Source organism: Pseudomonas sp. DR208 (genome assembly GCF_019823005.1).
Taxonomy (GTDB): Bacteria; Pseudomonadota; Gammaproteobacteria; order Pseudomonadales; family Pseudomonadaceae; genus Aquipseudomonas; species Aquipseudomonas extremorientalis.
Genome location: NZ_CP081944.1, coordinates 1,814,365 through 1,839,806, shown reverse-complemented (window position 1 = coordinate 1,839,806; position 25,442 = coordinate 1,814,365). Strand labels below are relative to the sequence as shown.

23 protein-coding genes, 1 tRNA gene and 1 pseudogene are annotated in these 25,442 nt (G+C 60.0%); 12 read left to right on the top strand and 13 right to left on the bottom strand.

What is annotated here, in order from left to right; translation table 11 throughout:
• Positions 1–11 precede the first annotated feature (11 nt).
• From K5K89_RS08100 to ung, 4 genes are all read right to left on the bottom strand, one after another.
• Complete coding sequence (locus K5K89_RS08100; protein ID WP_222541176.1) at positions 12–2,300, bottom strand: autotransporter outer membrane beta-barrel domain-containing protein; 2,289 nt, start codon at positions 2,298–2,300, stop codon at positions 12–14.
• A gap of 203 nt (positions 2,301–2,503) precedes the next feature.
• Positions 2,504–4,465 (bottom strand): hypothetical protein, encoded by a 1,962-nt coding sequence (locus tag K5K89_RS08095; protein WP_222541175.1) that lies wholly within the window; start codon positions 4,463–4,465, stop codon positions 2,504–2,506.
• Positions 4,466–4,675: 210 nt separating this feature from the next.
• Positions 4,676–6,628 (bottom strand): hypothetical protein, encoded by a 1,953-nt coding sequence (locus tag K5K89_RS08090; RefSeq protein ID WP_261401093.1) that lies wholly within the window; start codon positions 6,626–6,628, stop codon positions 4,676–4,678.
• A gap of 318 nt (positions 6,629–6,946) precedes the next feature.
• Complete coding sequence (gene ung, locus K5K89_RS08085) at positions 6,947–7,639, bottom strand: uracil-DNA glycosylase (protein ID WP_222541174.1); 693 nt, start codon at positions 7,637–7,639, stop codon at positions 6,947–6,949.
• Positions 7,640–7,775: 136 nt separating this feature from the next.
• Between ung and K5K89_RS08080 the strand changes: the two genes are divergently transcribed.
• Complete coding sequence (locus tag K5K89_RS08080) at positions 7,776–8,888, top strand: enoyl-CoA hydratase/isomerase family protein (protein ID WP_222541173.1); 1,113 nt, start codon at positions 7,776–7,778, stop codon at positions 8,886–8,888.
• A gap of 53 nt (positions 8,889–8,941) precedes the next feature.
• Here K5K89_RS08080 and K5K89_RS08075 read toward each other — a convergent pair whose 3' ends face one another.
• On the bottom strand, positions 8,942–9,307 hold the full coding sequence (locus K5K89_RS08075; protein WP_222541172.1) for a hypothetical protein: 366 nt from the start codon (positions 9,305–9,307) through the stop codon (positions 8,942–8,944).
• A gap of 262 nt (positions 9,308–9,569) precedes the next feature.
• Here K5K89_RS08075 and K5K89_RS08070 point away from each other — a divergent pair, with 262 nt between their 5' ends.
• From K5K89_RS08070 to K5K89_RS28610, 6 genes and pseudogenes are all read left to right on the top strand, one after another.
• Entirely contained in the window at positions 9,570–11,192 is a 1,623-nt protein-coding gene (locus K5K89_RS08070; RefSeq protein ID WP_071488922.1) for a methyl-accepting chemotaxis protein, read from the top strand.
• A gap of 74 nt (positions 11,193–11,266) precedes the next feature.
• Entirely contained in the window at positions 11,267–11,479 is a 213-nt protein-coding gene (locus tag K5K89_RS08065) for a cysteine-rich CWC family protein (protein ID WP_071488921.1), read from the top strand.
• Positions 11,479–12,171, top strand: a complete 693-nt coding sequence (locus K5K89_RS08060) for a pseudouridine synthase (RefSeq protein ID WP_222541171.1) — start codon at positions 11,479–11,481, stop codon at positions 12,169–12,171. The genes K5K89_RS08065 and K5K89_RS08060 overlap by 1 nt, the downstream gene beginning before the upstream one ends.
• Positions 12,172–12,476: 305 nt before the next feature.
• On the top strand, positions 12,477–13,361 hold the full coding sequence (locus K5K89_RS08055; protein WP_071488919.1) for an alpha/beta fold hydrolase: 885 nt from the start codon (positions 12,477–12,479) through the stop codon (positions 13,359–13,361).
• Positions 13,362–13,576: 215 nt separating this feature from the next.
• Positions 13,577–13,650: transfer RNA gene (locus K5K89_RS08050), tRNA-Gly, on the top strand.
• A gap of 349 nt (positions 13,651–13,999) precedes the next feature.
• A pseudogene (locus K5K89_RS28610) lies at positions 14,000–14,122 on the top strand (transcriptional regulator); the annotation flags it as partial.
• On the opposite strand, the gene K5K89_RS08045 reads toward K5K89_RS28610, so the two are convergent.
• Positions 14,111–15,280 (bottom strand): MFS transporter, encoded by a 1,170-nt coding sequence (locus K5K89_RS08045; protein WP_222541170.1) that lies wholly within the window; start codon positions 15,278–15,280, stop codon positions 14,111–14,113. The pseudogene K5K89_RS28610 and the gene K5K89_RS08045 overlap by 12 nt on opposite strands.
• Positions 15,277–16,440, bottom strand: a complete 1,164-nt coding sequence (locus K5K89_RS08040; protein ID WP_222541169.1) for an MFS transporter — start codon at positions 16,438–16,440, stop codon at positions 15,277–15,279. The genes K5K89_RS08045 and K5K89_RS08040 overlap by 4 nt, the downstream gene beginning before the upstream one ends.
• A gap of 95 nt (positions 16,441–16,535) precedes the next feature.
• On the opposite strand from K5K89_RS08040, the gene K5K89_RS08035 reads away from it, so the two are divergent.
• The 5 genes from K5K89_RS08035 (at position 16,536) to K5K89_RS08015 (ending at position 19,311) form a co-directional block, all read left to right on the top strand.
• Positions 16,536–17,429 carry a LysR family transcriptional regulator gene (locus K5K89_RS08035; RefSeq protein ID WP_222541168.1) on the top strand — a complete coding sequence of 298 codons (894 nt, stop codon included), beginning with the start codon at positions 16,536–16,538 and terminating at the stop codon, positions 17,427–17,429.
• Between the two features lie 168 nt (positions 17,430–17,597).
• On the top strand, positions 17,598–17,780 hold the full coding sequence (locus tag K5K89_RS08030; protein ID WP_222541167.1) for a type II toxin-antitoxin system HicA family toxin: 183 nt from the start codon (positions 17,598–17,600) through the stop codon (positions 17,778–17,780).
• Positions 17,781–17,802: 22 nt separating this feature from the next.
• Entirely contained in the window at positions 17,803–18,213 is a 411-nt protein-coding gene (locus tag K5K89_RS08025) for a type II toxin-antitoxin system HicB family antitoxin (RefSeq protein ID WP_071488915.1), read from the top strand.
• A gap of 90 nt (positions 18,214–18,303) precedes the next feature.
• Positions 18,304–18,804 (top strand): methylated-DNA--[protein]-cysteine S-methyltransferase, encoded by a 501-nt coding sequence (locus K5K89_RS08020; RefSeq protein WP_092241352.1) that lies wholly within the window; start codon positions 18,304–18,306, stop codon positions 18,802–18,804.
• Between the two features lie 81 nt (positions 18,805–18,885).
• Positions 18,886–19,311, top strand: a complete 426-nt coding sequence (locus tag K5K89_RS08015) for a low affinity iron permease family protein (RefSeq protein WP_092241350.1) — start codon at positions 18,886–18,888, stop codon at positions 19,309–19,311.
• Between the two features lie 55 nt (positions 19,312–19,366).
• Here the strand turns inward: K5K89_RS08015 and K5K89_RS08010 are convergent, their stop codons facing one another.
• From K5K89_RS08010 to K5K89_RS07985, 6 genes are all read right to left on the bottom strand, one after another.
• Positions 19,367–19,894 carry a DUF4142 domain-containing protein gene (locus K5K89_RS08010; protein ID WP_071488912.1) on the bottom strand — a complete coding sequence of 176 codons (528 nt, stop codon included), beginning with the start codon at positions 19,892–19,894 and terminating at the stop codon, positions 19,367–19,369.
• 164 nt (positions 19,895–20,058) lie between these two features.
• Positions 20,059–21,390, bottom strand: coding sequence for an MFS transporter (locus K5K89_RS08005; protein ID WP_222541166.1), 1,332 nt, complete (start codon positions 21,388–21,390; stop codon positions 20,059–20,061).
• 59 nt (positions 21,391–21,449) lie between these two features.
• Positions 21,450–22,391 (bottom strand): hydroxymethylglutaryl-CoA lyase, encoded by a 942-nt coding sequence (locus tag K5K89_RS08000; protein ID WP_222541165.1) that lies wholly within the window; start codon positions 22,389–22,391, stop codon positions 21,450–21,452.
• Positions 22,388–23,581 carry a CaiB/BaiF CoA transferase family protein gene (locus K5K89_RS07995; protein WP_222541164.1) on the bottom strand — a complete coding sequence of 398 codons (1,194 nt, stop codon included), beginning with the start codon at positions 23,579–23,581 and terminating at the stop codon, positions 22,388–22,390. The genes K5K89_RS08000 and K5K89_RS07995 overlap by 4 nt, the downstream gene beginning before the upstream one ends.
• 89 nt (positions 23,582–23,670) lie before the next feature.
• Positions 23,671–24,579 (bottom strand): LysR family transcriptional regulator, encoded by a 909-nt coding sequence (locus K5K89_RS07990; RefSeq protein ID WP_222541163.1) that lies wholly within the window; start codon positions 24,577–24,579, stop codon positions 23,671–23,673.
• Positions 24,579–25,253 (bottom strand): NAD(P)H-binding protein, encoded by a 675-nt coding sequence (locus K5K89_RS07985; RefSeq protein ID WP_222541162.1) that lies wholly within the window; start codon positions 25,251–25,253, stop codon positions 24,579–24,581. Before K5K89_RS07985 ends, K5K89_RS07990 begins: the two co-directional genes overlap by 1 nt.
• Positions 25,254–25,442 lie beyond the last annotated feature (189 nt).

Sequence of the window (25,442 nt, the reverse complement as noted above, 5' to 3'; positions counted from 1 at the left end):
CGTCTGTCACCTTAGAAATCATACCGCACCCCCACATTCACCCCCCACGGCTGATCAACACTCTTGCCCATGCTGCGCTCTACATCGGCATGGACCTTCCAGTTCTTCGACACAGCCATTGCCAGTCCAGCGGCTATTTCAACCCGGGTACCCGACAGGTCGTTGTTGAAGCTGTTGCCGTTCACCGAGACCTTGTTGCTCTGGTTGAACTCATGGGCAACGGCAGTTCGCAAGTACGGCTGCAATACACTGCCTCCGTCCAGTTGGATGTCACGTCCGGCGGTCACACCGGCCTTGCCCACCACCGAAGCGGTACGCGCGCCCTTGGCTTGCAGGCCGTTATCCAGCTCGTAGCTCTGGCGCTGGATGATCGCCGTGGCCAATTGGCCGTAAGGTTCCACGAAGAAGCCGTCGTCCAGCTTGATGTGGCGGCCCACTTCGGCCGAGGCGGTTACCGCATTCTGCGTGTAGTTGCCCTTGGCTTTCTTACCGTCACTCATTGCCACGTTGGACTCGTTGTGCAAGCGGTTGAACTTGAGCACGCCATCGAAGTAGAAGCCGCTCTCAGCGTCCAGCCACGTGGCGTAACCACCGGCGTAGTAGCTGTTGACGGTGGCTTTGCTGCCACGGTTCAGGTCCAGGTCGGAGGTGCTGTGACCGGCCAGGAAGCCTGCCAGCCATTGGCCGTCGCCGCCGGACAACGGTACGTCGGCACCCAGGGTGAAGCCACGCTGGACCTGGTTGTACTGCACACCTTTATCGCGGTTGTTCACTTCAAACTTGTTGCCGTACGTTCGGCTCCACATGCCGCTCGACTTACCATCGCTGTGACGCAACTCACCCATGCGGGTACGCAGGTTGGTCATTTCACCGTAGAGCACACTCGGCGCTGCGTTGGCCAGGGCCAGTACGGAGTGGGTGCTCGGGCTGATGACCTTGCTGTCCGGGTCCAGCAGCCAGTCTTTGCCTTCGTTGTCGTTGACCAGGCTGTAGGAGTAGGTCCCCACGTCCACGCGGTCACCCAGCAGGCTGAACTTGGCACCGCCATCTGCGGTGTGTACCACGTGCAGGCGATCATCGCTCAAGGGGTCGGCACCGCTGCTGGCGATCAGCAGTTTGTGGTCACCCGACGACGTCCCGGTGACGTTAAGGAAGTCACCGGTCAAGGTGGAGAAATCCGCCGTCATGATGAAGGTGCCGTTGCCCGACAGGTTTTCCACGTCCAGTTGATAGAACACGCCCGGGTCGCCGAACTTGACGTTGCCGCCGCTCAGGGACAGGTCGCCCACTTGCTGGTTGTCGACCATCACCCAGGTCGCGTCGCTGTTGATCGCCAGCTTGTCGACGTTCTCCAGGCGACCAGTGAGGATCGAGCCGTTGCTCAGGCCAACGCTGGCGCTGCCGCCTTTGTTGATAACGTCGCCGTTCATGATGGCGTGGTCGAGGCTCAGGTCCAGGGCGCTGCCGGTGCCCACTTGGATGTTGCCGGTCAGGGCGCTGTTGTTGACGCGCATGTTGGCGTTGCCGCCCCCCGTCAGCTCGAGCATGTTGCCGTTGCCGCCGACCAGGGTGGAGCCATTGCGCACGTCGATTTCAGCAGTGAACGGTCGCTCTACGCTGATTGCCGGACCATTGAGCCCAACCACCCGCGAACCGTCCAGGGTCAATTGAGGCGTCGCAGGCACGGTCAGGCTTTCACCCGTCATTACCACGCCACTGGTAGCCCCTGTAATTTCACTGCCGGTTGCAATCGCCGCGCCCCCCTGCAACATCAGGCCCTGCCGGCTTCGCCCTGTCAACGTAGAGTTATTCAGTTCCAGCAGGCTATGGGAGGTGACGTTGGCTCCCCAGGTCGCACCGATGACTTCGCTGCCATTGACCTGTGCGTAGGAACCAGTCGTCGTGCCCGTCTGGCGAGCCACGTTCAAGCCGCCGCTGAAATGGCTGGTAATCTTTGTGCCGGTGATGACTGCGTTCGAGTTGGCCAGGGTAATCGCCGCCTGGGAGGCGTGTGCCGAGGTCACGGTGGCACCGGTCATGGTCAGATTGGAGCCGGTCGTAGCACGGATTTCCTTGACCGTCGCGCCGTCGTGGACAGTGAGCGTCGCACCGTTCTGGGCAATGTAATCGGTAGCGCCTGTACCGGGATAGACGTCATGTTTGCCGCTACCGACGTTACCGTCTACGACGACCGCGGAGAGTGCTTGCTCGCTCAGTAAGTAGAGCGGGGCAACCGCCATGAGTTTGATGATTGACGATAAACGCGACAAGCGAAAACGATGGGAAGCAATAGAAGTCATGCCATGTAGCCTCAGAAGTAAATACCAGTTCGAATCCGGATCCCGTATCGAATAGGTTTCCGTTTTCTTCGGCGCAGAGACTAAAGACCTGACTTCCCGAGTCCTGTAGGACTTTCCTTAAGGTCACACAGGTAGCGACTAAAGGTCATTACACAAAAAAGCCTCACCCTTTCAATCAGAAAGGATGAGGCTTCATCGTTGCTTCAAAGCGTACCGCTGCGACGTGACGCCCCCGGAACGCAACTACCCGGCACACCACCGCCAGTACCGACGAGGTCCCAGGCCGCCCTGACCTCATCGGAGATGCCCCTATCGCCTGTCGAGGAGCGATAAAGTTTCCAGCGCACGCCGACATAGCCTCGACCTGTAGTACCCGTGTGGTCTTCGAACCAGGCACTCAAATCCATTGGCACAACCAGGCCGAGATTGACATCCGAACTGTTGAGTGTGAACCACGCACTCTCTATGGGCGTACCGACAGGCACACCGATCGGTGCAGTAGGTGGGACATACGCATACCTGACCGCCTCAATCATCACTTCATCGTCGATCTGGAGCAATCCAGAATCCAGGACCTGGATGGGCACACCCAGCCAAGGACTTCTTGTGCAATTGATGTAGTAGCTGAAGTTCGTCTGGCCGGTAACAGGCTGGGCGTTACTAAAGATCGCATCGGCCAGGCCGCTTAGATTGAAGACTTCTACGATGACGTCTTGATGTGGCGAATGTTTGTAATTGACCGCATCACGGATGAGGCAGAAAAGGGGAATAGTACCGTTCCCCGTCACATCGATGTCATTCCAGTCCACGGTAACCGTCACGATAAACCCTGGGGCTTCGGCCCCTGTCACAGGATAGGTGGCGACAACATTGCCCGCATAGACAAAGTCAATGAAATCACCTGCCTCCAGGCCGGGTGGCAACAAGAAGGTTGCGGTGGCATCAAATCCACGGTCCTTTTCCGAAAGACGGTTGAGTGGCCTTGGCAGCGGCCCTCCGCCAATCAGATCAGGCTTGGCCAGGTTGGAATCTACCGGGCCTTCGCCCGGGTTGGTGACGCCCGGCTCACGCAGGTCGACGTCTACCTGCGTGTCTGGCCCTGGGTAAGTGCTACCGTCTTGGCGTTCAACAGTGAGTTGAATGTCCGCAGTGTAAAATTCCCCGCCCGCCGCAATGGCCGCAAACGGCGCGGGAATGTCCAGCGGGAAGATGCCCATGCCGAGGGCTTGCCGGTAGATCTCAACCGTTCCCCAGCGAACCACCAAGATATCGGAGGGCAGATGGCCGGTGAGGTTTTCCAGGCGCACCGTCGCACTGTTGCGGGCTTCCTCTTTATCGACCAGGGGCGCTTCCAACACCGACACAGTACCGAATACCGGTGGATCGTTGAGACTGACCCGCACATAAGCCGGAAGGGAGAGGACGGTGCTGTTACCAGCACGATCCTCCAGGCTGTACTGCACGGGGATTTCGCCTGACTTTGCCAGGATCATCGCGGTGGGAATGGTCCCCACAATGTCTCCTGTCAACGGAACGTTATTCTCCAGCGCGTGTTCGCTCGTCCCGACAAAAACTCTATAAATATCTCCCCCACGACGATCGGCAGGATCAAGAATAGTGAATTCAAGACCGTTTTTTCCCTCCAAGTCAGCAGGAGTCAGTTCCGAACCGTAATCTTCCAGTTTGATCAAACCAGGTTGGTTGTTGTAGTTAGGGTCCTGCGCATCCACATAGACCCGGAGGGTGTTGTAGTTAACGTCATTGGCGCCGAAATTGACTACATGCACCTGGATGTCCTTGATGCCATGAGTCTGCAACGCGGATTTAGGCCCTAGATCCACCATCACAGGGTCTGTCAGAGCGTCGGTGTGGTCATAGGTCCTGATCTCTATAGGCCTGCCGTTAACGAATACGGTGAGTGTTTCAAAGGCATTGAGAAAGCCACTCCGATCCCACAGCTGGATGGACAGCACCACGCCCTGCAGTTGCATGTCCCTGTTCACAATATTCCTATGTGAGTCCCCAGGAATAGCGGGTAACAACCCGTCGATCGAAGGGGCAGGCTCAAGTGTGGGATCAATGGCGGGGTCTTCCCAATCTTCCATGGGAAACTGCGGTTGCGCGGACGTTTTTTTATTGATGATGTTTTGGGGCTTGTTGGACATGGTGCACACTCCTGGTAGGAACAAGTTTTCACCCCGGTCACCCCGGGCCGTCTATCGGGAAGAACGAACTACGACCGACAACTACCTGGTCTTGCGAACCTGCTGATCTCGTGTCCATTAAATGTGAGTTTTCGATCACCCGTAACTGTAAAACTTGACAGGTGCCGAGCGTTTGAAGCGCGCACGGGTGTAACGCCAGTGCGCGCGGCTTCAATCATCCGAAAGGCAAGGCGGCCGGCCACCAGGACGGATCAACGTAATGGCCACCAACCTGTAAGGAGACCACCCCATCCCGCCTCCTGCGGGTTTCATCACCCGGTACCGCGCTTTGGCTGAACCATATCGAGGATTTGTTTGCCCGGTAGGTGGTTTCACCAACCCTGGGTGCAGGATGTAGGGGTCGAAGGGAACTCTGAACTCATAACCATACCGGGCCTCTGTGGAACTCAAGGTATGGGAAAATGTGTCAATCGTTTCGGGCATGACGCCACTCGGATGACCGTTGGGGTTAGCGTAACTGGCCCATTCGAGAACCACCTGGTCACCGCCTTCCAGCAAGCTAGTGTCCCCCGGAATGAAGACACCTACACCGTTCACCCAAGGCCTCAATGGGCAACTGATAAACCCTGCATCAGGCCCCGGTCCATAGTTGACGCCAACGTACTCCAGGTCCTGCAACCCGACGATGGGCACAGTGTTGACAATCACCGGGGTGTCCTCTGCACGTTGGCGGTTCACACCATTAAAGGTCCAATAGAAGAAAGCGAAGATGCCGCCGCTACCAACAATGGGTGCCAAATCAGCCCAGTCGACGAAAAACTCGATCTCCTGCCCGGCGACGTCGGTGAGCTGCACAGTGTAGGTGGCCAACGGTACCGGATGGGTACCTATCATCAGCTCCAAGGTTTCGTTGGCATTAGGCTCGTCGAACAGCAAGGTCACGACCCGAACAGGGAGGCCCACGTCATTGAGGGTCAGCAGGTTGTCGCCGTCTCGCCCCTTGACCGTGACTGTCTCCAGCAAGCGGTTGATCGGGTCCGGATTGTCTGGGCTGACTTGGCCGGCAACCGTCAAGTTGACAGGGACAAATCGAGGTTGCGAGTCCCTGGGCGTCGCAGATCCTCGCTCCCATGTGTAACCCGCCCGAATCGTCCCCGGTGTCACCTCAAAACCACCTGTGGCGAGGACCGAATACGGGATTGGCACGCGGATGGGCCAAGCCTGAATAGCCGCAATCTCAATTTCAGGCAGAGGAATAAAGTTCCAGAGAGGACGCAGAATGTCCCCCGGCGCAGAGCCGAATATTTCAAGAATATTCATGAACACACCACCGGGCTCGCGGGCATCGCTTAGTGTGATACGTCCGTCGTTCAACTGAGGCAGATCGACCGGGCGCAGCTCAATAGGTGTTACTGCCAAATTGATATACAACACACTGGTAAATGACGGACCCGATTCGCGACCTGCCCGGTCTCGCAGCCAGTAGTGTGCGTTGTACTCTCGATTGGACGCCAGACCACGCAGGACGTCCCCGGGGAAAATCACCTCAACGGGCGCTCCATCTTTGTGTGCTTGGGTGATGGTGGTTTTGGCAACAATATCCTGTTGCCGTGGATGCCTGCGCAAGGGCCGACGCAAAGGCAAAAGAGCCAGGTAGGCTTCAACAACATCGCCTAATCGCATGTCCAGCCAGGCAGGCGTAGTAGTGGAAACAACGGTGCCCACCACCTGGTCGTTATTGGCGGGGTCATTCAGGTAATCATCAGTGACGCCGTCTTGTTCAATTTCAGGTGGAAATCGCAGCCGTGGGCCACGCTGCCCCTGATTGGGCCCGACCTTGTCGCTGTCCAGCACGGTTACAAAAGACGGCTCGCCGGGGTTCCCACTGCTTTCCCTGAGCAACACTTCATAGTGCAAGTTATGCAAGCCAGCGGCATCCATCAGATGGGGCGGTACCACCGCGTCAACGAGAGGTAAGTCGGTGGCATCGTAAGGTGCCTCCACCCGCTTGGTGTCAAACGGTACGCCATCCCAGGACCAGACAACGGCAGTCATGTCGCCAGGGAACAGAGCGCCAGCCCCCCCCCACAGGGTGGGTACCTGGACTGGCAACCCCGTACTTTGAAAGGTCACCGGGATCTTGAAACCAACATCGTCAGCCAACAGGGGCAACGCATCCGGCGCCACCGGGGCATCTGCTTCAAGAACCCCAGGAGCCCTGGCTCGAGCGACCATTGGAGTCGTTACAGTGGGTCTAGTCATATCTAATCTCCTTGGTAATCAGCAGTAAGCCGCCGTCGACCAAGGGGTGGTATGCACTAGCCCCCACGGCCGAGAAGAGTAGTTAATACGTTTGAACTGACTACGAATACTGTCAGAACTAACAGGTATCCCTGCATTCTGAATGCGAGCAAGAAAAGTGAAGCCCGTGTAGAAACAACGAGTAGTGCCGTATAGGCGGCATTGCACCGCCCTTTTCAATCAGACCGGCGGTAACCGCCACTCGATCGGCGTCTCGCCATTCTGCTCAAGAAACTTGTTGGTCCGGCTGAAATGCCCGCAACCCAAAAACCCGCGATACGCCGACAACGGCGACGGGTGCACCGACGTCAGCACCAGGTGCTTGGTCGCGTCGATCAGCTTCTGCTTGCTCTGGGCATGGGCGCCCCACAGCAGAAACACCAGGTGCGGCTGATGTTCGCTGACCACTTCGATAATCCGATCGGTAAAGAACTGCCAGCCCTTGCCCGCATGGGCGTTGGCATTGGCGCGCTCGACGGTCATGGTGGTGTTGAGCATCAGCACGCCCTGGTCGGCCCAGCTTTGCAGGTAGCCGTGATTAGGGATGTCGATGTTAAGGTCGCGCTTGAGCTCTTTGTAGATATTGAGCAGCGACGGCGGCGTCGGGATGCCCGGTTGCACCGAGAAGCACAGGCCGTGGGCCTGGCCGGGGCCGTGGTACGGGTCCTGGCCGAGGATCACCACCTTGACCTTGTCCAGCGGCGTGGAGTTGAGCGCATTGAAAATCAGCGGGCCAGGCGGGTAGATCTCTTTGCCGGCGGCATGTTCCTGGCGCAGGAACTCGCGCAACTGGGCCATGTACGGCAGCTCGAACTGATCCCGCAGGGCGTGTTTCCAGCTGGGTTCGAGTTTGATACGGTCGTCGTCGGTCATGGTTGAATGGTCTTGTCAAAAAGAATGAGGCGAACCCTAGGAAAGCCGACCCCGCTTGTCAATTGATCTGACACACCAACGGCGCTTTCCTGCGAAGCGATCATACTCATCCTTCACCTTCTCGATTGAGGTCACGATGAACCTGCACTTCGAAGAGCTGACCGGCAGCGACGGTGCCCGCATCGGCATCGCCAGCCTCGACGCTGAAAAGTCCCTCAATGCCCTTTCCCTGCCGATGATCCTCGCCTTGAGCAGTCGCCTGGATACCTGGGCCAAAGACCCGAATATCGTCTGCGTGCTGTTGCGCGGCAACGGCCCCAAGGCCTTTTGCGCCGGTGGCGAAGTGCGCAGCCTGGCGCAGGCTTGTCGCGAAGAGCCCGGTGTGGTGCCGGCGCTGGCGGCGCAATTTTTTGCGGCGGAGTATCGCCTTGATTACCGCCTGCACACCTACCCGAAACCGGTGATTTGCTGGGGCCACGGCTATGTGCTGGGCGGCGGCATGGGTCTGCTGCAAAGTGCCGCGATCCGCATCGTCACCCCCAGCAGCCGGCTGGCCATGCCGGAGATCAGCATCGGCCTGTACCCGGACGTCGGCGCCAGTGGGTTCCTGTCGCGCCTGCCGGGCAAGCTCGGATTGTTCCTCGGACTCACCGGTGCGCATATCAACGGGCGTGACGCGTTGGACCTGGGCCTGGCCGACCGTTTCCTGCGTGACGACCAGCAGGACGAATTGCTTGATGGCCTGCTGCAACTGAACTGGCAGGAACAGACCCCGATGCAGCTCAACAGCCTGCTCAAGGCGCTGGCCCAGGAAGCCGCCAGCCAGCAACCCGAAGCGCAATGGCTGCCGCGCCGGGCACAGATCGACGAATGGCTGGATGTGGGCGACGTGCGGTGTGCCTGGCGCGCCTTGAGCCTGTTGAGTGAGCATGCTGATCCACTGTTCAGCCGTGCCGGCAAGACGTTGAGCGAAGGCTGCCCACTGACCGCCCATCTGGTGTGGGAACAGATCCAGCGCGCACGGCACCTGTCGCTGGCCCAGGTATTCCAGATGGAATACACCCTGAGCCTCAATTGCTGCCGTCATCCGGAATTCAGCGAAGGGGTGCGTGCGCGTTTGATCGATAAGGACCAGGCGCCCCATTGGCATTGGCCGGATATCAACGCCGTTCCTGCGGCGGTGGTGCAGGCCCACTTCGACAAGGCGTGGGAAGGTCGCCATCCGCTGGCCGACCTGTCCGATTACTGACGGCTGCGCCCAAAAAAAGCGGCGCTTCATGCGCCGCTTGCCGTACAGGCCCGTCAACGGTGACCGCCGCGACCACCTCCATGGTCGGAACCGCGACCGTGTCCACCACCATTCCCCCAATGACCTCCGCCCCAGCCCTGGTTTGGATACGGCCGGTAACCGGCACGCGGCCCGTAGTAACGCGGGGCCGGCTGGTAATAACGCGGGGCCGAGTAGTAGCGCGGTTGTGGCGCGTAGTAGCGCGGCGCGGGGTAGTAATCACGGCGGTACTGATACGCCGAACCACCCCCGTAGTAATACACCGGTGCCGGTGAGGTATAGACCTCGGATCGATAGTAGCTCTGGCCTCCATCGTAATAGGGCACGCAAGCGGAAAGGGTTAGACCGAGTAAAGCGCTGAGCAGCAGTCGTCGATACATGGCGGCCTCCTGGACCGCGGAAGAGCGCCTCCAGCGACGCTGGAGGGCGGCACTCAACTTTCATTGAATGACGAAATATCTGACATCAAAAACTGAATCTGGTGCGTTTTCGTAATAGGTTGAAACATCTACGTGCGCTTTATCGATTCAGTAAATTTATCTGGCTCGCAACTTTCTCAATTGCGATGATGTCACTATGACATCGCCAAGGGCCAGGGAGGCTCTAGCGTGCACCCTTCGCTACCCTGCCCGGACCTGACTCATGAAAATCTCAACCAAACTGCTGCTCTCATTCCTACTGTGCGCGCTGGTCACCCTGGGGGTGGGCCTGCTGGGCATCAAAGGCGTGGTTCGCCTCTCGTCAGCGCTGGAGCTGACGTTCTCCAACAACCTGGTCTCGGTCAGCAACACGGCCGCCACCCTCAATGGCATAGTGGCCCATAACCGTGGCTTGTATCGCTTGCTGGATGCCAGCAAGGGCGACGTCTCCCCACAGGATCGCGACCGTGTGCGCCAGGATATCGCCCAGGAACTCAAGCGCAGCCAGGCTGCGTACGCCACCTACCGCGCTACGCCGCTGGAAGACGACGAACGGGCAGCGGGAGACAAGCTTGACCTGCTCTGGCCCAGCTACATCAGCAACTCCGAACGCATCATGGCGATGCTCGACGGCGGCCAGGTCGATCAGGCCCGCACCCAACTCAACACCAGCAATAATGAACTCTTCCGCCAGGCACGCGAACTGATCCGCGTGATGATCGAGTCCAACAACCGCCAGATCAAGGAAGGCGCCATTGCTGCCGAGGAACTGCGCAACAGTGCATTGACCTGGATGATCAGCGGCATTGTGCTGGCCTTCATCATTGCGGTCATCATCGGTGTGTTGATCACCCGCCTGATCACCCGCCCCATCGCTCAAGCCGTGCAGAACGCGCAACGCATTGCCCAGGGCGACCTGACCCAGGCCATCGTCACCGAGCGTACCGACGAAGCCGGGCAACTGCTGATGGCCCTCTCGGATATGCAGGGCGGCCTGAAAAGCACCCTGGTGGAAATCGCCAACGCGTCCGACCAGCTTGCATCGGCGGCTGAAGAACTGAGTGCGGTCACCGATGAAAGCAGCCGTGGCCTGACCCGCCAGAACGATGAGATCCAACAGGCGGCCACCGCCGTCAACCAGATGACCGCCGCCGTGGACGAAGTGGCCAGCAACGCCGTCTCGACCTCTGAAGCCTCGCGCCAGGCCACCACCGAAGCCGAAGAGGGTCGCCAGCAAGTGGAACAGGCGGTGTCCGGCATGAGCTCGATGGTGGTTGAGATCAATGACTCCACGCAGTCGGTGGCAGACCTCGCCGGGCAGGTACGGGAGATCGGCAAGGTGATCGATGTGATCCGTGGCATCGCCGACCAGACCAACCTGCTGGCGCTCAATGCGGCCATTGAAGCGGCCCGTGCGGGTGAGCAAGGTCGCGGTTTTGCCGTGGTCGCCGATGAAGTGCGCGCCCTGGCCCATCGCACCCAGACGTCCACGGTCGATATCGAAAAGATGATTGGTGAAGTGCAGACCGGTGCCGACGACGCCGTCGCGGCGATGAACAAGAGCCTGACCTGGGCCAACAACACCCAGACCCTGGCGCAGAACGCCGGCGAAGCGCTGCAACGGATCACCACCAGCGTGGCGAAGATCAATGAACGCAACCTGGTGATCGCCTCGGCCTCGGAGGAACAGGCCCAGGTGGCCCGCGAAGTGGACCGCAACCTGCTGAACATCCAGGACCTGTCCACCCAGACGGCGGCCGGCGCCCATCAGACCAACGCCTCCAGCCAGGACCTGTCGCGCCTGGCCACCTCGTTCAACGTGCTGGTCAGCAAGTTCCAGCTCTGAGTGGCCTGGGCGGGGACGGCCCTGTATCGTACAGGGCCTGGCGGAATCATCCGCAACCTTGCCCGAACTAGCCCATGACCACACCCACCCTTTGCCCCGCCTGCGGTGCACGCAACGACTGCAGCCTGGCTGATCCCCGTACGGTCGACCAGGCCTGCTGGTGCTACAGCGTCACCATCGACCCGGCGGTGCTCCAGGCCCTGCCCGATGAACTGCGCAACCAGGCCTGCCTGTGCCCGCGTTGTGCCCAGGTCGATGAGCAACTGCGTAGGGTTGAGCCGACGTAATGCGGGTGGATCGTTTCCTCAGTAACCTGCCGCGCTTCAATCGCAAGCAAGTGCGCCTGCTGTTGGTTGAGCGGCGTGTGGCGGTGGATGGCGTGGCCGTCAGCGACCCCCATCACGAGGTGCGGGAATTCAGCCGAGTGAGCGTTGACGATGAGGTGCTGCAGGCAGGCAAACCGGCGCGTTACTTCATGCTGCACAAGCCTCGGGGGTGCGTGAGCGCCACCTCTGATCCGCAACATCCAACCGTTCTGGATTTACTCGATGAGCCGGACAAAGGCGACTTGCACATTGCCGGCCGTCTGGACTTCAACACCACCGGCCTGATGCTGATCACCAACGACGGCCAATGGTCGCGGCGCCTGACGCAACCGCAGACCAAGTTGCCCAAGGTGTACCTCGTCGAGACCGAACAGGCTATCGGCCCTGAATACGCAACGACATTTGCCGAAGGTATTTACTTCGCCTTCGAAGACTTGACCACCCACCCCGCCGAGTTGGAATTGCTCGGGCCGAGAACCGCACGCTTGAGCATCATCGAAGGGCGTTATCACCAGGTGAAGCGCATGTTCGGGCACTTTGATAACAAGGTCATCGGCCTGCACCGCGAGCGCATGGGGCCCCTGGTGCTGGATGCGACCCTTGCGCCTGGCCAGTATCGGGCGCTGACTGACGACGAAATCCGACAGGTCTGACGACCGTTCAGCCGGTGATAGCAAAAAACCGCCAGGTCACCTTGCGAGGTACCGACTCGACTGCTTGAATCAGGATCACCAGTTCAAATATGACTGGCGAGTCGCCTATAACCTCCAAGAAACACCTTGCCCCGCCCGCGCTTGATCTACGGGCCTTCCAGGCAAACAGCCCGTCACAACAACACCCGTCGGCCAGCCGTCATCGGATCGACATGGGCCCTCCTTTTCCAGGCGTATGCCTACCTGTCACAAAGCTCGTGCAGAGTGATCTGCGCGCCCTACCCGCTTGCCAGGAGTCTTACGACATGAGGCCAGAAATCGCTGTGTTGGATATACAGGGTCAGTATCGGGTTTACACGGAGTTCTATCGCGCGGACGTTGCTGCAAAGACCATCATCCTGGTCAACGGCTCCATGGCCACCACGGCATCCTTCGCCCAAACCGTGAAAAGCCTGTACCCGCAGTTCAATGTGGTTTTGTACGACCAGCCCTACGCCGGTCGCTCCAAAATCCATAACCGCCATGAGCAGATGCTGACGAAGGAAGTCGAAGGCCAGATCCTGCTGGAGCTCATCGACCACTTCGCCGCTGAACATGTGCTGTCGTTTTCCTGGGGCGGTGCCGCCACCTTGGTCGCCCTCGCCCACCGGCCACGTCGCGTGGAAAAAGCCGTGATCAGCTCGTTCTCCCCAGTGATCAACGCGCCCATGCGCGACTACCTGGAACGCGGCGTCGACTACCTCGGCAATCTCGACCGCGACCGCGTCGGCCACCTGGTCAACAGCACCATCGGCAAACACCTGCCGTCACTGTTCAAGCGCTTCAACTACAAGCACGTGAGCAGCCTGGCCGAACACGAGTATGGGCAGATGCACTTCCACATCAGCCATGTGCTCAACAGTGACCGCCTGTGCTACCTCAAGGCAGCCAGGCAGATCGACATCCCGGTGTTGTTTTTGAACGGTGAATGGGACGAATACACCAGCGCCCAGGATGCCAAGCTGTTTGGCCAGCATGTGGCAAAAAGCAGCTTCAGCACGATCCAGGCCACGGGGCATTTCCTGGACATGGAGCACAAGGCCGCCTGTCGGGACAGCCGGGATGCGGTGGTGGGCTTCTTGAAACCGGAGCGCCAGGTCAGCCGATTGCGTTATCAGACCGGCCCGGCACAACATGCCTTTGCACTCTGAAACACGCCCCCCTGCAAGAGCGGGCTTGCCCGCGAAGAACGTCAACGATAACGCTCGTCTCCTGAGAGAACGTGGCGCTCTTGAGTCTTTCGCGAGCAAGCTCGCTCCTACAATGGGTTCGCTTGTCGATATGTGTGACATCTGTAACCCACACATTTTTTTGAAGAAAAACTTCAAATCCCGACGAACTTCTGGTAAAAAGTCAGCCGCTCTGAGCGGGTATAGTTTAATGGTAGAACAGTAGCTTCCCAAGCTTCCGACGAGGGTTCGATTCCCTCTACCCGCTCCACTCGGATTCTCGTTCCGCGTCAGGTTGTCTCTGACGAGGGATGCAAAAAAACCGGTCCTTTGGTGGCCGGTTTTTTTATGCGTTGAATTTGATGGGAGGGTGGCAACTGCACGCAGGCGAGTGAACCGGGTAGCTTTCGGGATACCGGCACACTTTAGGATGTGTTGCGTGCAGTTGCCATCGAGCATCTAGCGGCTGACAAACCATAAATAGCCTCCCCATGGTGTACAACCCAACGCGTTCCGATGAGCGTGTAGGCAACTTCGCAAGATCAGACTTCAGCGGTCAACGCATAGATGCACATTGTGTTTTTCGGCTTTCCTCCCCCTTGGCATGGGCGGCCTGGTGTCTGTACAAGGCGTTTGCTCCCGGTGCAACACCTCGCTTTGAAACCGTGTTCAAGGCTCCCTGCTCCTTGGGCATCGACCTTTTCGCTCGAGCTGGACATACCACCAGACACTCAATCGCTTGAGTGAATCCCCCGCTGCACCACCCACGCCAACGGCAACGTCACCCCCAATATCCCGGCCAGCAGCATTACCGCCACCGTCACGCCCAGCGCATCCCCCACCCCGCCGAACACCACCGGCGCCAGTGCCCCGCCACCAATCGTGCCGGTGTAGAACACGGCGAACGCCTGTTCGCGTTTCTCTGCTGGTGCCAGATCGGGCACCGCACCGTACAACACCGAAGACGTGCCGTTGAGCACCAGCCCCAGCACCGGCAACATCACCATCAACCCGCTCAACGGCAGGTACACCGCCGCCACGATCAGCAGTGCCGTGCTGCCCTCCGTCAACCACACCGTCTTCATCATGCCGATGCGTGCGCCCAGGTAGCCGCAGAATAATTTGCCGAACGCGCCGCCGATAAACAGCAGGGTCAGGGCCAGGCCAATACCGGCGGTGCCGGCCCCCTTGGCCTGAAGCAGAAACGGCAGGAAGGTGAGAAAGCCCATGCGTACGGCGCTGTCGAGGGTGCCGGTGAGGATCAGTGCGCGCAGGCCGGTGACGGAGCCTGTTCCGGTGGAGGGTCTGGCTTTTTTGGTCGAGGACGCTTCGGATGTTTGCGCAGGAATAAGCCACCACAGCAACCCCGCCGCCGCCAACCCCAGCACCCCCAGCAACGTGGCACTGGCGCGCCAACTGATCAGCGTGAGCAACAGGCCGACCAGACCGGGGATCAGGGTTTTGCCGATGTCGCCGGAGAAGTTGTACTGGGACAACGCCAGCTTGATTCCGCCACCGTCTTCGTAGGCATCGCTGATCATCGAAGACGCCAGCGGATGTTGGCTACTGGCCCCCAGCCCACCCAACAGCAGCGCCAGCAAGAGCATCAGCAGCCCGGTGGCCTGGCCCACCAACAGGTAAGCCGTGCCGGCGAGCGCGGTTCCGCCGACCAGCATCGGCACTCGGCCCCAGCGTTTTGCGGCGCGGCTGGCCATGAGCTGGAACACCGCCATCATCCCGGAATAGGCACCGCGCAACAGCCCGACCTGGACGTAGGACAAGGCGAACTGTGTTTGCCAGATCGGCAGCAGCACGTAGATGACATCGGTCAGGCCATCATGCACGGCGTGGGCGCTGCAGCCGGCGATCAGCGTGCGACGGCGGGGTGGGATGGCATTCATGGCGTCGGGATCAGTTGAGGTTTGGCGGGCCTCCAGCCGGTCAGGGCGATCAGCAAGGTCAACACCTGGAAGGTGATAATCAGCGCCACACACCCGGCCCAGCCCCAGCGTTCCCAGATCAATGCCGGGACAATGGCGCCGCAACTGCCGCCCAGGTAGTAACACGTCAGGTACACCCCCACAGCGCCTGCTTTATTGTCACGGGCCGTCGCCGTGGTGAACGCGTTGGCCGCCGACTGCGCGAGGAATACGCCGGTAGAACTGAGAGCCAGGCCCACCACGATGCACCACAAGGAAGGCACCAGCGTCAGCGCCGAGCCGCTGATGCCCAGCAGCGCAGCCACACTCAGCAGTTCAGCGTGGGGCCGGGATTTGCTGAGGCGCCCGGCGATGGGGATCACGATCAGCGCCAGCAAAAACACCATATACAGCGTGCCCAATGCCGCAGGCCCCAGGCTGAAGGGCGGTAATCCAAGGTACAAACCTGCGTAGGTAAACGCTGCGACCTGTGAGAACAACACACAAAATCCTACGGCGTAGGCAGCCAGCAAAGGCTTGCTAAAAACCGCCGAGAACGAGGGTTGAACCTTCTCAGAGCGCACACGACTCATCGGCAACAGAAACTGGACAAACCCACCCACCATCAGGCTCAGCACCGCCAGCCATTCAAAGGCTTCGCGCCAGCCGACATATTCAGTCACGACGCCGGTGATGAAACGCCCGGCGAACCCACCCAGCACGGTCCCTGCCACATACAGGCTGGTGACTTCCGTCAGCGTACCGCCACGCCAGCGGTCGCCGATATACGCCACGCTGGTGGCGAATACCACCGGGATCAACATCCCCGCCACACACCGCCACACCAATACTTCGGCAAAGCTGTCGGCCCAGGCGGTCATCAGCGACGGCAGCGCCAACAGCAAAGCCGCTGCGCTGATCACCGTGCGTGGTTCGAAGCGCCCGGTCAGGCGGCTGACAAACGGCGCAGTGATCGCCACCGCCAGCGTCGTCACGGTGATGCTCCACCCCGCCGCCTTGGCGCTGATGTGAAACTGCGTAGCAAATGTCTGGAGAATGCTCTGTGTGGCATACAGGTTGAGGAACGCCGCGCAGCCACACAGGAACAGGGCAAGACGGGCACAATGCAGGCGCGGTTTCATGAAACCTCTCGTTTTATTTTGTGAGGTCTTTATAGAATGGCCGGCAGGTCTTGAACCAATACCGATTTCGGACCGATCGATACCCAAGGACCAGGATGCTCGACCTACGCAAGCTGCGTTACTTTCTGACCGTCGCCGAAGAATTGCACTTCGGCCGCGCAGCCATTCGCCTGCACCTGGCGCAACCGCCGCTGACGCGACAGATCTCGGCGCTGGAAACCGAGCTGGGCTTCAAGCTGTTCGACCGCACCAGCCGCACGGTCACCCTCACTGCGCAAGGCCGCTCATTCCTGCCCTATGCACGCGGCGTGCTGGAGCAGGTGGAGTTGGCACAGGTGATCGCTGGCAAACTCGCGGCAGGTACGGCCGGGCAACTGGCGTTAGGCTATGTCAGCTCGATCGCACTGTCGGACCTGTTCAGCCAGGCGATCCAGGCGTTTGCCCAACGCTTTCCCGATGTGCAATTGACCCTGGTGGAATGCGCCTCGGGCAGCCTGGGTGCGCAGGTGGCAGATGGGCGGCTGGATATCGGCCTGAGTCGCCTGTTGCCCCAAGGCGAAGCGGTGCAAGCGCTGTCCCTGGGTGAAGAACGCCTGGTGGCCGCTGTGTCCAGCGACAGCCCGCTGGCCAATCAACCCAACGTCAGCCTGGCGCAGCTCACTGCCTACCCGTTGATTCTGTTTCCAGCGGATTATGGCTCGGGGCTCAACCAGTCCATCGAACAGCTTTACCGGCACCACGGCCAGCCGTTACGCCCAGGCCCGACCGGGCGGCAGATCACCTCGATCATTGCGCTGGTGGCCGCCGGACAAGGCGTGGCGTTGGTGCCGGCGTGTACGCAGAGCCTGATGAATAAAGGCGTGACGTACAGGCCGTTGGTGGAAGCGGATGCGTGTGCACAGCTGTTGGTACTGACCCGGAAAGAATCAAAAAGTGTACTGGTTGATGCGTTTCTCGCAGTCATTGCACAGACACTAAAGGCCCGGTAACGCCGCTGCAAAATCTCGCAATACCTCCTTGCAGCGCCATTTCGCCGCGCTCATACACTCTCTTGACCACCTGCCAAAATGCCGGTCATCAACCACTGGTAGGTAGAGTGTTGATGATTTCCTTTCAGTGGTTATAGTCACCACCATCACACACCACAAGGAGGTGGTGTGGATAGCCGATATTTGATAGGTCGCATCGTTGCGGACGGTTGGTATCTGGTACGCATCAGAGGCAGCCATCACCACTTCAAGCACCCGACAAAACCGGGGCTGGTGACGATTCCCCATCCAAAGAAGGACCTGTTCGACAAGACCGCCAAGAGCATTTTGAAACAGGCTCTGCTGAGTTGACCGTCCGTGGAGGACAACAGACATGCTTTACCCGATTGCAATTTCAACCGGCGACGACGACCACGCCTGGGGCGTGGAAGTCCCGGATATTCCCGGCTGCTACTCCGCCGGCGATGACCTGGACGACGCCATGGCCATGGCCCGCGAAGCCATTGAAGGACACTTCGAGATCCTGGCGGAAGACGGTGCACCGATTCCCAGCGCGCAAAAGGTCACCTTGCACGCCGCCAACCCTCAATATGCAGGTTGCACCTGGGCGGTGGTGGACATTGATGTCACCAAGTACCTGGGCAAGGCGCAGAAGCTGAACATCACGCTGCCCGGTTATCTGCTGAACCGCATCGATGAATATGTGCTGCACCACCCGGAAGAAAAAAGCCGTTCCGGCTTTCTGGCTTCAGCGGCACTTAAAGTGTTACAGCAGGACCACTGAATAAACCGAATTCAATCGCAAGAAACGTAGTTTTCAGTTGGGCGGCGTGGTCTAGATTCAACGCTACCCCGCCTACCCAGGAGCCCGCTCATGTCCTACGAATACAAGCTCATGCCTTCGCCTGTCGGCGTACTCACCCTCGTGGCGCGTGCTGGCAAGCTCAGTGCCATCCTCTGGGCAGAAGAACGCGCCAACCGCGTGCGCCTGGGTGAACTGCACGAGGCCAATGACAGCCCGGTGTTGCTGGAGACCGAACGCCAGTTGCACGAGTACTTTGCCGGCAACCGCAACCAGTTCGAACTTGAGCTGGACTTTACCGGCACCGATTTTCAAAAGCAGGTCTGGCAGGCGCTGCTCACCATTCCTTTTGGCGAAACCCGCAGCTACAGCCAAATTGCCCAGCAGATCGGTAATCCTAAAGCCGTTCGCGCAGTGGGCGCGGCCAATGGACGTAACCCGATTTCGATCATTGCGCCGTGCCATCGGGTCATTGGTGCGTCGGGCGGCTTGACCGGGTTTGCCGGAGGGTTGAAAGCCAAGCAATATTTGCTCGCGCTTGAAGGTACTGGCCAGGTCGAATTGGCGTTTTAAGAAGCGTCGGTCAAATGTAAAAAGAAATTTCAAAGATTCCCTGCGGTCCATAACTTCATCACCCTTCCAAGGAAAACGGTCATGAAATTCTCCGCAGTCTCCCAATCCCTGTCCCGCTGGGCCGGCAGCCCGCGCACGTTCTACGCGGCAGTGGCGCTGATCCTGGCGTGGAGCTTGAGCGGGCCGTATTTCCACTACAACGACACCTGGCAACTGATCATCAATACCTCGACCACCATCATCACCTTCTTGATGGTGTTCCTGATCCAGAACACGCAGAACCGCGATAACGACATCTTGCATATCAAGATCGACGAGCTACTGCGTGTGTCCAAGGATGCACAGAATGCGGTACTTAGCCTGGATGGGCTGGATCGCAAGGAACTGGAAAAACTGCGCCAGGAATATCGCAGCATCGGCAACGCCGGCACGGTAAGCCTGAACAGCAGTTGTGGTCATGCCGCCGACGATGCGGCAGCGACCAAGACCGATTTGAACCAGGCATGAAAAAACGGCGGTTGGAGAAGATCCAGCCGCCGTTTTTTCAGTTCAGGAGACAGGCTCAACCGTCGCCTTGATGACCTTTGCCATAGGTCGACGCCAATTCACGGGCTTTTTGCAGACGCTCTTCCAGCTTGGGCAGCGTCTCATCGACCAGGGCTTTGATTTCCGGCACATCCGACGCCGCACCTTCCTGCTTGAACAGGGCGATGGCGTCTTCGTTTTCCTTCACTTGCTGCGCAGTGTAGGCCGCATCGAAGGAGTCGCCGTCCTTGAGTTCGGGCATCAGGGTTTCGGCTTTATCGACAATCTTTTCGCGCGGTGCCACGGGCAGGTCGAGCTTCTTGGCGATGGCCGCCAGGTGCTGGTTGGCCAGGGTGCGCTCGTTGATCACCTCGATGGTGTAGTCCTTGATTTCCTGGGACGAGGTCTTGGCGTGGGCCATGCGGCTGGTTTCGATATCGGCCATGCCTTTGGCCGAAGCCTGCTCGATGAATTCAGCAGGCGACTGGGCGAAAGCATTGCTGGCGCCGAGGCCCAGCAGCATCGCGAAACTGGCGGTGCGTAACCGGATAGCCATGCGGCTCATGATGGGTTCCTCCAGGGCAAAAATAGGGGCGGGGAATACACCCCGCCCTCATTTCGAATTTTGAGGGCGGTAAAGGTTTAGAAAAAACTTGTCAGTGCGACGAACGGTCATCACCGAATCAGGCGGGCTTGCCAGCGTTGCAGTGTTCGCCCTCAATGGGCCGATCAGCCTTTATCGAGGGTGCGCAACTTCTGCGGCAGCCCCCACAGCAACAGCGCCGCCGCCAACAGCGCGCACACACCGATCACGTAAAGCGCCGGGGTGGTGCTGCCGGTGAGGTCCTTGATCCGCCCCACCATCACCGGGCTGACAATGCCGCCGAACTGCCCGAGGGTATTGATCACCGCAATGCCTCCCGCCGCGCCTGCACCGGCGCCGGCCAGCAACTTGGGTGGCAGGGTCCAGAAGGTCGGGATCGAGGCGATGATACCCGCGCCCAACATGCCCAAGGCGATGATCAGGAAGGTGGTGTGGTCGGCAAAAATCCCGGCACTGAAAAAGCCTATCGCCCCCAGCACCACCAGGCCGCAGACAAACTTGCGCCGCTCGCCAGTGGCATCCGACAGCCGTCCGATTACCACCATGCTGATGGCGCCGCACACATAAGGAATCGCCGTGAGCAGGCCGATCATCACCGGGCTCTGGGTGCCGGCGCTGCGGATCAATTGCGGCGCCCAGAAGTTGAGGCCGTAGGACGCCACCTGGATCAGGAAGTAGATAAAACCGAGCATCAGGAACCCGGGGATGCGGATCGCCGACAGCAGCGAACCGCCGTGCTGGTTCGGCTCATGCTTGGCGATACGGCTTGCCAGCAACGTCTTCTCCGCCGCCGTCAGCCAGTGGGCGTCTTCGATGCGATCCTTGAGCAAGGTCAGCACCAGCAAACCCAGGCCAATGCAAGGCAAGCCGCCGAGCAGGAACAGCCAGTGCCAGCCGCGCATTTGCAACACGCCGTCGAGGTGTTCCAACACCAGGCCGGAGAACGGTGCGCCCACCAGGCCCGCAAACGCCGAGGCCAGGAACAACATCGAGGTGATGCGCCCACGGAAATGCTGCGGGAACCATAAGGTCAGGTAATACAGCACGCCTGGCGCAAAACCCGCCTCCATCGCGCCGATGATGAAGCGCAGGCCGTAGAACTGCCACTCGGCCGTGACAAACACCATGGCCGCCGTCGCCAGCCCCCACGACATCATGATCCGCGCAATCCAGCGCCGAGCGCCGACCTTGTACAGCATCATGTTGCTCGGCACCTCGAAGATCACATACCCCACCACGAACAACCCGGCGCCCAGGCCATAGGCGGTGTCGCTCAGGCTCAGGTCAGCCTGCAACTGGAACTTGGCGAAGCTGATGTTGATCCGGTCAAAAAACGCGAACAGGTAGCACACCATGATCAGCGGCATCAGGCGCCAGGCGACCTTGCTGACCAGGGCTTTTTCTGCATCGATTTCAGCGGCCGGGCGCGCGCCGGCCTCCAACGTATGAGTGCTCATGGTTTCTCTCCAGCGGGCTGCTCACAGGCGCCCGATTGTTTTTGTTGTCTGGTGCGGCGTTACAGCGTTGCGATATACGCCGGGGGGAGATGCAGGTCGCAATTGCATCCGGCCTTGGCTACCTGGCCGGGCAACTCGTGTCCAAGCAAAGCGGGAAGACGGCGGGACATATTCAGCAGATGCGGCAGGTCGATGCCAGTGTGAATCCCGACTTCATCACACAGGTTGACCAAATCTTCAGTGCAGATATTGCCCGACGCCCCCGGTGCAAACGGGCAGCCCCCCAAGCCACCCAGCGCCGCGTCAAAACGACGGGCGCCGGCCTCATAGGCGGCCAGCACGTTGCACAAGCCCAGGCCGCGCGTGTTGTGGAAATGCAGGGTCAGATTGCTGGCGGACACACGCTCCAGCACGCGTTTGACCAGGCGCGTCACTTGACGCGGATTGGCCATGCCGGTGGTGTCCGCCAAGCTGATGCCCTGGATGCCCAGTGCCTGATAAGCCTCGACAATCTGCAGAACACGGTCTTCATCGATCTTGCCCTCGAACGGGCAACCGAAGGTGGTGGCAATGCTGCCGTTAAGCCTCACCGGGTAGTCGCGGGCAAAACTGACGATGTCATCAAACGCCGCCAACGACGCCTCGCAGCGCATGCGCATATTGGCCAGGTTGTGGGTCTGGCTGGCGGACATCACCAGGTTCAGTTCATCGGCACGGGACTCGATGGCGCGCTGGGCGCCCTTGAGGTTGGGGATCAGCGCCACGTAGATCACACCCGGCTTACGGTCGATGCCCTGGAACACCTGTTCGCCATCACGCAACGCCGGGATGGCCTTGGGCGACACGAATGAACCGGCTTCGATCCGTGAGAAACCGGCGAGGGAAAGCTGATCGATCAAGGCGATCTTGTCCGCTGTTTCGACCCAGGTCGGCTCGATTTGCAGGCCATCGCGCGGGGAGACTTCCTGCACGATCAGCGGGTCGCAATAGTCTGAAATCATTGCACCACTCCCGAGGTTTTCAGGCGTTGGATATCGGCACCGGCCAGGCCCAGGCTGCCAAGAATTTCGTCGGTGTGCTGGCCCAGGGTCGGGCCCTGCCAGTTCACGCCGCCGGGGGTTTCCGACAGTTTGGGTACGATGCCCGGCATCTTCACCGATACACCGCCGGGCAGCTCGGCATTGAGCAACATCTCACGCGCCTGGTAATGCGGGTCGCTGACGATATCCGCCACGGAGTAGATGCGTCCGGCCGGCACTTCGGCGGCTTCCAGGGCGCTGAGCACCTGCTCGATGGGCAGGCTGCTGGTCCAGTGGGTAATCGCGGCGTCGAGCAAACCGCTCTTGGCGGCGCGGCCATCGTTGTGGGCGAACGCGGGCGCTTCGGCCAGGTCGGCGCGGCCGATAGTGTGCATCAGGCGCTTGTAGATCGGGTCGCTGTTGCCGGCGATCACCACGTAGGCCCCGTCGGCGGTCAGGTAGGTGTTGGACGGCGCAATGCCCGGCAAGGCGCCGCCGCTGCGTTCACGCACATGGCCGAGCATGTCGTATTCCGGCACCAGGCTTTCCATCAGGTTGAACACGCTTTCGGCCAGAGACACATCGACAATCTGCCCATCGCCCTGGCCGGTCTTGACCCGCAGCAGCGACATCAGTGCGCCGATCACGCCGTGCAGTGAAGCCAACGAATCCCCCAGGCTCACGCCGACCCGCGCCGGTGGCGAGTCCGGGTTGCCGGTGGTGTAGCGGATGCCGCCCATGGCCTCGCCGATGGCGCCGAAACCCGGACGGTCGCGGTAAGGGCCGGTCTGGCCATAGCCGGAGATACGCACCAGGGTCAGCTTGGGGTTGAGGGCGTGCAGCACGTCCCAGCCGAGGCCGAGCTTTTCCAGGCCGCCGGGGCGCAGGTTTTCGATGAGCACGTCGGCGTCGCCGAGCAATTGCTTGATCAGGTCCAGGCCTTCCGGTGACTTGAGGTCCAGCGCCAGGGACTTCTTGTTGCGCGATTGCAGGTACCACCACAGCGACGTGCCTTCGTGCAGCTTTCGCCATTTGCGAAGTGGGTCGCCCTGGCCCATGGCTTCGATCTTGATCACCTCGGCGCCAAACTCGGCCATCAGCCGGGCGGCGAACGGCGCGGCAATCAGGGTGCCGATCTCGATCACCTTGATACCGCTCAGGGGAGCCGTCATGGGGTGTACCTCTTATTCTTGGAATGTGCGGCCAAGACTAGAGGGCCGATGCAGGAGAAATCCAACCGTCAGTTGGCAAACAGCGTTCGCTAAACGCGAACGCTCAAATAATCGAACAACAATCGACTGACCGGTGACAGCTGGGTTTCATCGCGCACCACCAGGATCAGGCTGCGATCCGACCAATCGTCCGTCAGCGGTACGGCATGCAAACCCAGTGCGCGACCAAATAATTCAAAGGCTTTCTGCGGCAGGATGCCGATGCCCATATTGGCCTGCACCATCCGGCACATCGCATCAAACCCCGGCACGTGAATGCGCAGGCGCAGCAGCTTGCCCGCCTCGCGTGCAGCCGCGTGGGTGCGCATATTGATGGAGCTGGCGGCGTGCAGGCCGACATAGTCGCTGTCGAGGGTTTCGGCGAAGGCCAGGCTTTCGCGGCTCGCCAGTGGGTGATCCTTCGGCATCAGCACCACCAGTTTGTCGTGGCGATAGGTCACGCTGGGCAGGCCTTTGGTGTCGGTGTCACTGGAGCAGATCCCCAGGTCCGCGACGCCATCCAGTACGCCCTGCACCACACCTTTGCTGGGGCGTTCTTCCAGATCGGTTTTGACTTCGGGGTGCAGTTTGGAAAAGTCCCGCAGGTCTTCCGGCAGGAACTCAATGATCGCCGACAGATTGGCCAGCATCCGCACATAGCCGCGCACGCCATGGCTGTGTTCGCCCAGTTCCAGGCCCATCTTCTCGACGTTGAACAGCATCTGCCGCGCATGGTGCAGCAGGGTTTCACCGGCGGCCGTCAGGTCCATGCCCTTGGCCCGCCGCACGAACAAGCTCACGCCCAGCACCTGCTCCAGTTCCATCAAGCGCTTGCTGGCGGCGGACACGGCGATGGCTTCGCGGTTGGCGGCACGGGTCAGCGTGCCTTCCTCGAACACCGCGACGAACAACTGCAGCGTGATCAGGTCCAGCCGACGCACCAGACTCTTGTGCAGCATCAGCGACGCTCGCTGGCCAGCCGGTTGATCCCGGCCTGTTCCACCACCGGCTGCGGCGCGCCGTGGCTGGCCGCCTGCAACATGGCCCGGCCCACCGTCTCGGTACTCACCACCCAATCCGGTTTCAGCCGACGTACAAACGACAGCAACGGCCCAAGCACGGAATAAAACCGCTGATACAACGGCGTCTTCGAGCGCACGCCATGCAGCGGCTGGATCACCCCCGGCCGAAACACATACACCGCCTTGAACGGCAGGCGCAGCAAGGCGTTCTCGGTCTTGCCCTTGACCCGTGCCCACATCGACTTGCCCGCCTCGGAACTGTCGGTACCGGCGCCGGACACATAGATAAAGGTCATCTGCGGGTTGAGCCGCGCCAGGGTGCTGGCGGCGACCAGGGTGAGGTCGTAGGTGAGGTGGGTGTACCTGGCTTCATTCATGCCCGCCGATGAAACGCCGAGGCAGAAGAAACACGCATCAAAGCCTTGCAGCAGGTTTTCCAGGGGTTGGAAATCCAGCATGTCGCTGTGCAACACCTGGTGCAGCTTGCCGTGTTCCTGGGTCAGGGGCGTGCGACCGACGGCGACCACTTCCTGCACGTCGGCGGCCAGCAGGCACTCCCGCAGCACGCCCTGGCCGACCATGCCGGTGGCACCGAATAACAGAACTCTCATCCACTACTCCCTTCATCCCGCTGGTTTTGACTACCTGAGAGACAGGTCTTCAGAGGCTATCGTCACATTAGGCCCTTGCACTACCACCTTACTCAATATGGTGACAGGTGACTTCATCAAATCGTACGACGCCTCTGGGTATAGCTCGAAACACCACGATAAAAAACGCCTTGATCTCGTTACCCATTC

Bases quoted from the DNA above. Each gene is read 5' to 3' on its own strand.
- K5K89_RS08075 (WP_222541172.1), bottom strand. From the start codon at position 9,307: ATGTATCGACGACTGCTGCTCAGCGCTTTACTCGGTCTAACCCTTTCC.
- K5K89_RS08060 (WP_222541171.1), top strand. From the start codon at position 11,479: ATGCGGGTGGATCGTTTCCTCAGTAACCTGCCGCGCTTCAATCGCAAG.
- K5K89_RS08095 (WP_222541175.1), bottom strand. From the start codon at position 4,465: ATGTCCAACAAGCCCCAAAACATCATCAATAAAAAAACGTCCGCGCAA.
- K5K89_RS08070 (WP_071488922.1), top strand. From the start codon at position 9,570: ATGAAAATCTCAACCAAACTGCTGCTCTCATTCCTACTGTGCGCGCTG.
- K5K89_RS07995 (WP_222541164.1), bottom strand. From the start codon at position 23,581: ATGACGGCTCCCCTGAGCGGTATCAAGGTGATCGAGATCGGCACCCTG.
- K5K89_RS08020 (WP_092241352.1), top strand. From the start codon at position 18,304: ATGTCCTACGAATACAAGCTCATGCCTTCGCCTGTCGGCGTACTCACC.
- K5K89_RS08055 (WP_071488919.1), top strand. From the start codon at position 12,477: ATGAGGCCAGAAATCGCTGTGTTGGATATACAGGGTCAGTATCGGGTT.
- K5K89_RS08045 (WP_222541170.1), bottom strand. From the start codon at position 15,280: ATGAATGCCATCCCACCCCGCCGTCGCACGCTGATCGCCGGCTGCAGC.
- K5K89_RS08005 (WP_222541166.1), bottom strand. From the start codon at position 21,390: ATGAGCACTCATACGTTGGAGGCCGGCGCGCGCCCGGCCGCTGAAATC.
- ung (WP_222541174.1), bottom strand. From the start codon at position 7,639: ATGACCGACGACGACCGTATCAAACTCGAACCCAGCTGGAAACACGCC.
- K5K89_RS08010 (WP_071488912.1), bottom strand. From the start codon at position 19,894: ATGAGCCGCATGGCTATCCGGTTACGCACCGCCAGTTTCGCGATGCTG.
- K5K89_RS08065 (WP_071488921.1), top strand. From the start codon at position 11,267: ATGACCACACCCACCCTTTGCCCCGCCTGCGGTGCACGCAACGACTGC.
- K5K89_RS07990 (WP_222541163.1), bottom strand. From the start codon at position 24,579: ATGCTGCACAAGAGTCTGGTGCGTCGGCTGGACCTGATCACGCTGCAG.
- K5K89_RS08040 (WP_222541169.1), bottom strand. From the start codon at position 16,440: ATGAAACCGCGCCTGCATTGTGCCCGTCTTGCCCTGTTCCTGTGTGGC.
- K5K89_RS08080 (WP_222541173.1), top strand. From the start codon at position 7,776: ATGAACCTGCACTTCGAAGAGCTGACCGGCAGCGACGGTGCCCGCATC.
- K5K89_RS07985 (WP_222541162.1), bottom strand. From the start codon at position 25,253: ATGAGAGTTCTGTTATTCGGTGCCACCGGCATGGTCGGCCAGGGCGTG.
- K5K89_RS08025 (WP_071488915.1), top strand. From the start codon at position 17,803: ATGCTTTACCCGATTGCAATTTCAACCGGCGACGACGACCACGCCTGG.
- K5K89_RS08015 (WP_092241350.1), top strand. From the start codon at position 18,886: ATGAAATTCTCCGCAGTCTCCCAATCCCTGTCCCGCTGGGCCGGCAGC.
- K5K89_RS08100 (WP_222541176.1), bottom strand. From the start codon at position 2,300: ATGACTTCTATTGCTTCCCATCGTTTTCGCTTGTCGCGTTTATCGTCA.
- K5K89_RS08035 (WP_222541168.1), top strand. From the start codon at position 16,536: ATGCTCGACCTACGCAAGCTGCGTTACTTTCTGACCGTCGCCGAAGAA.
- K5K89_RS08000 (WP_222541165.1), bottom strand. From the start codon at position 22,391: ATGATTTCAGACTATTGCGACCCGCTGATCGTGCAGGAAGTCTCCCCG.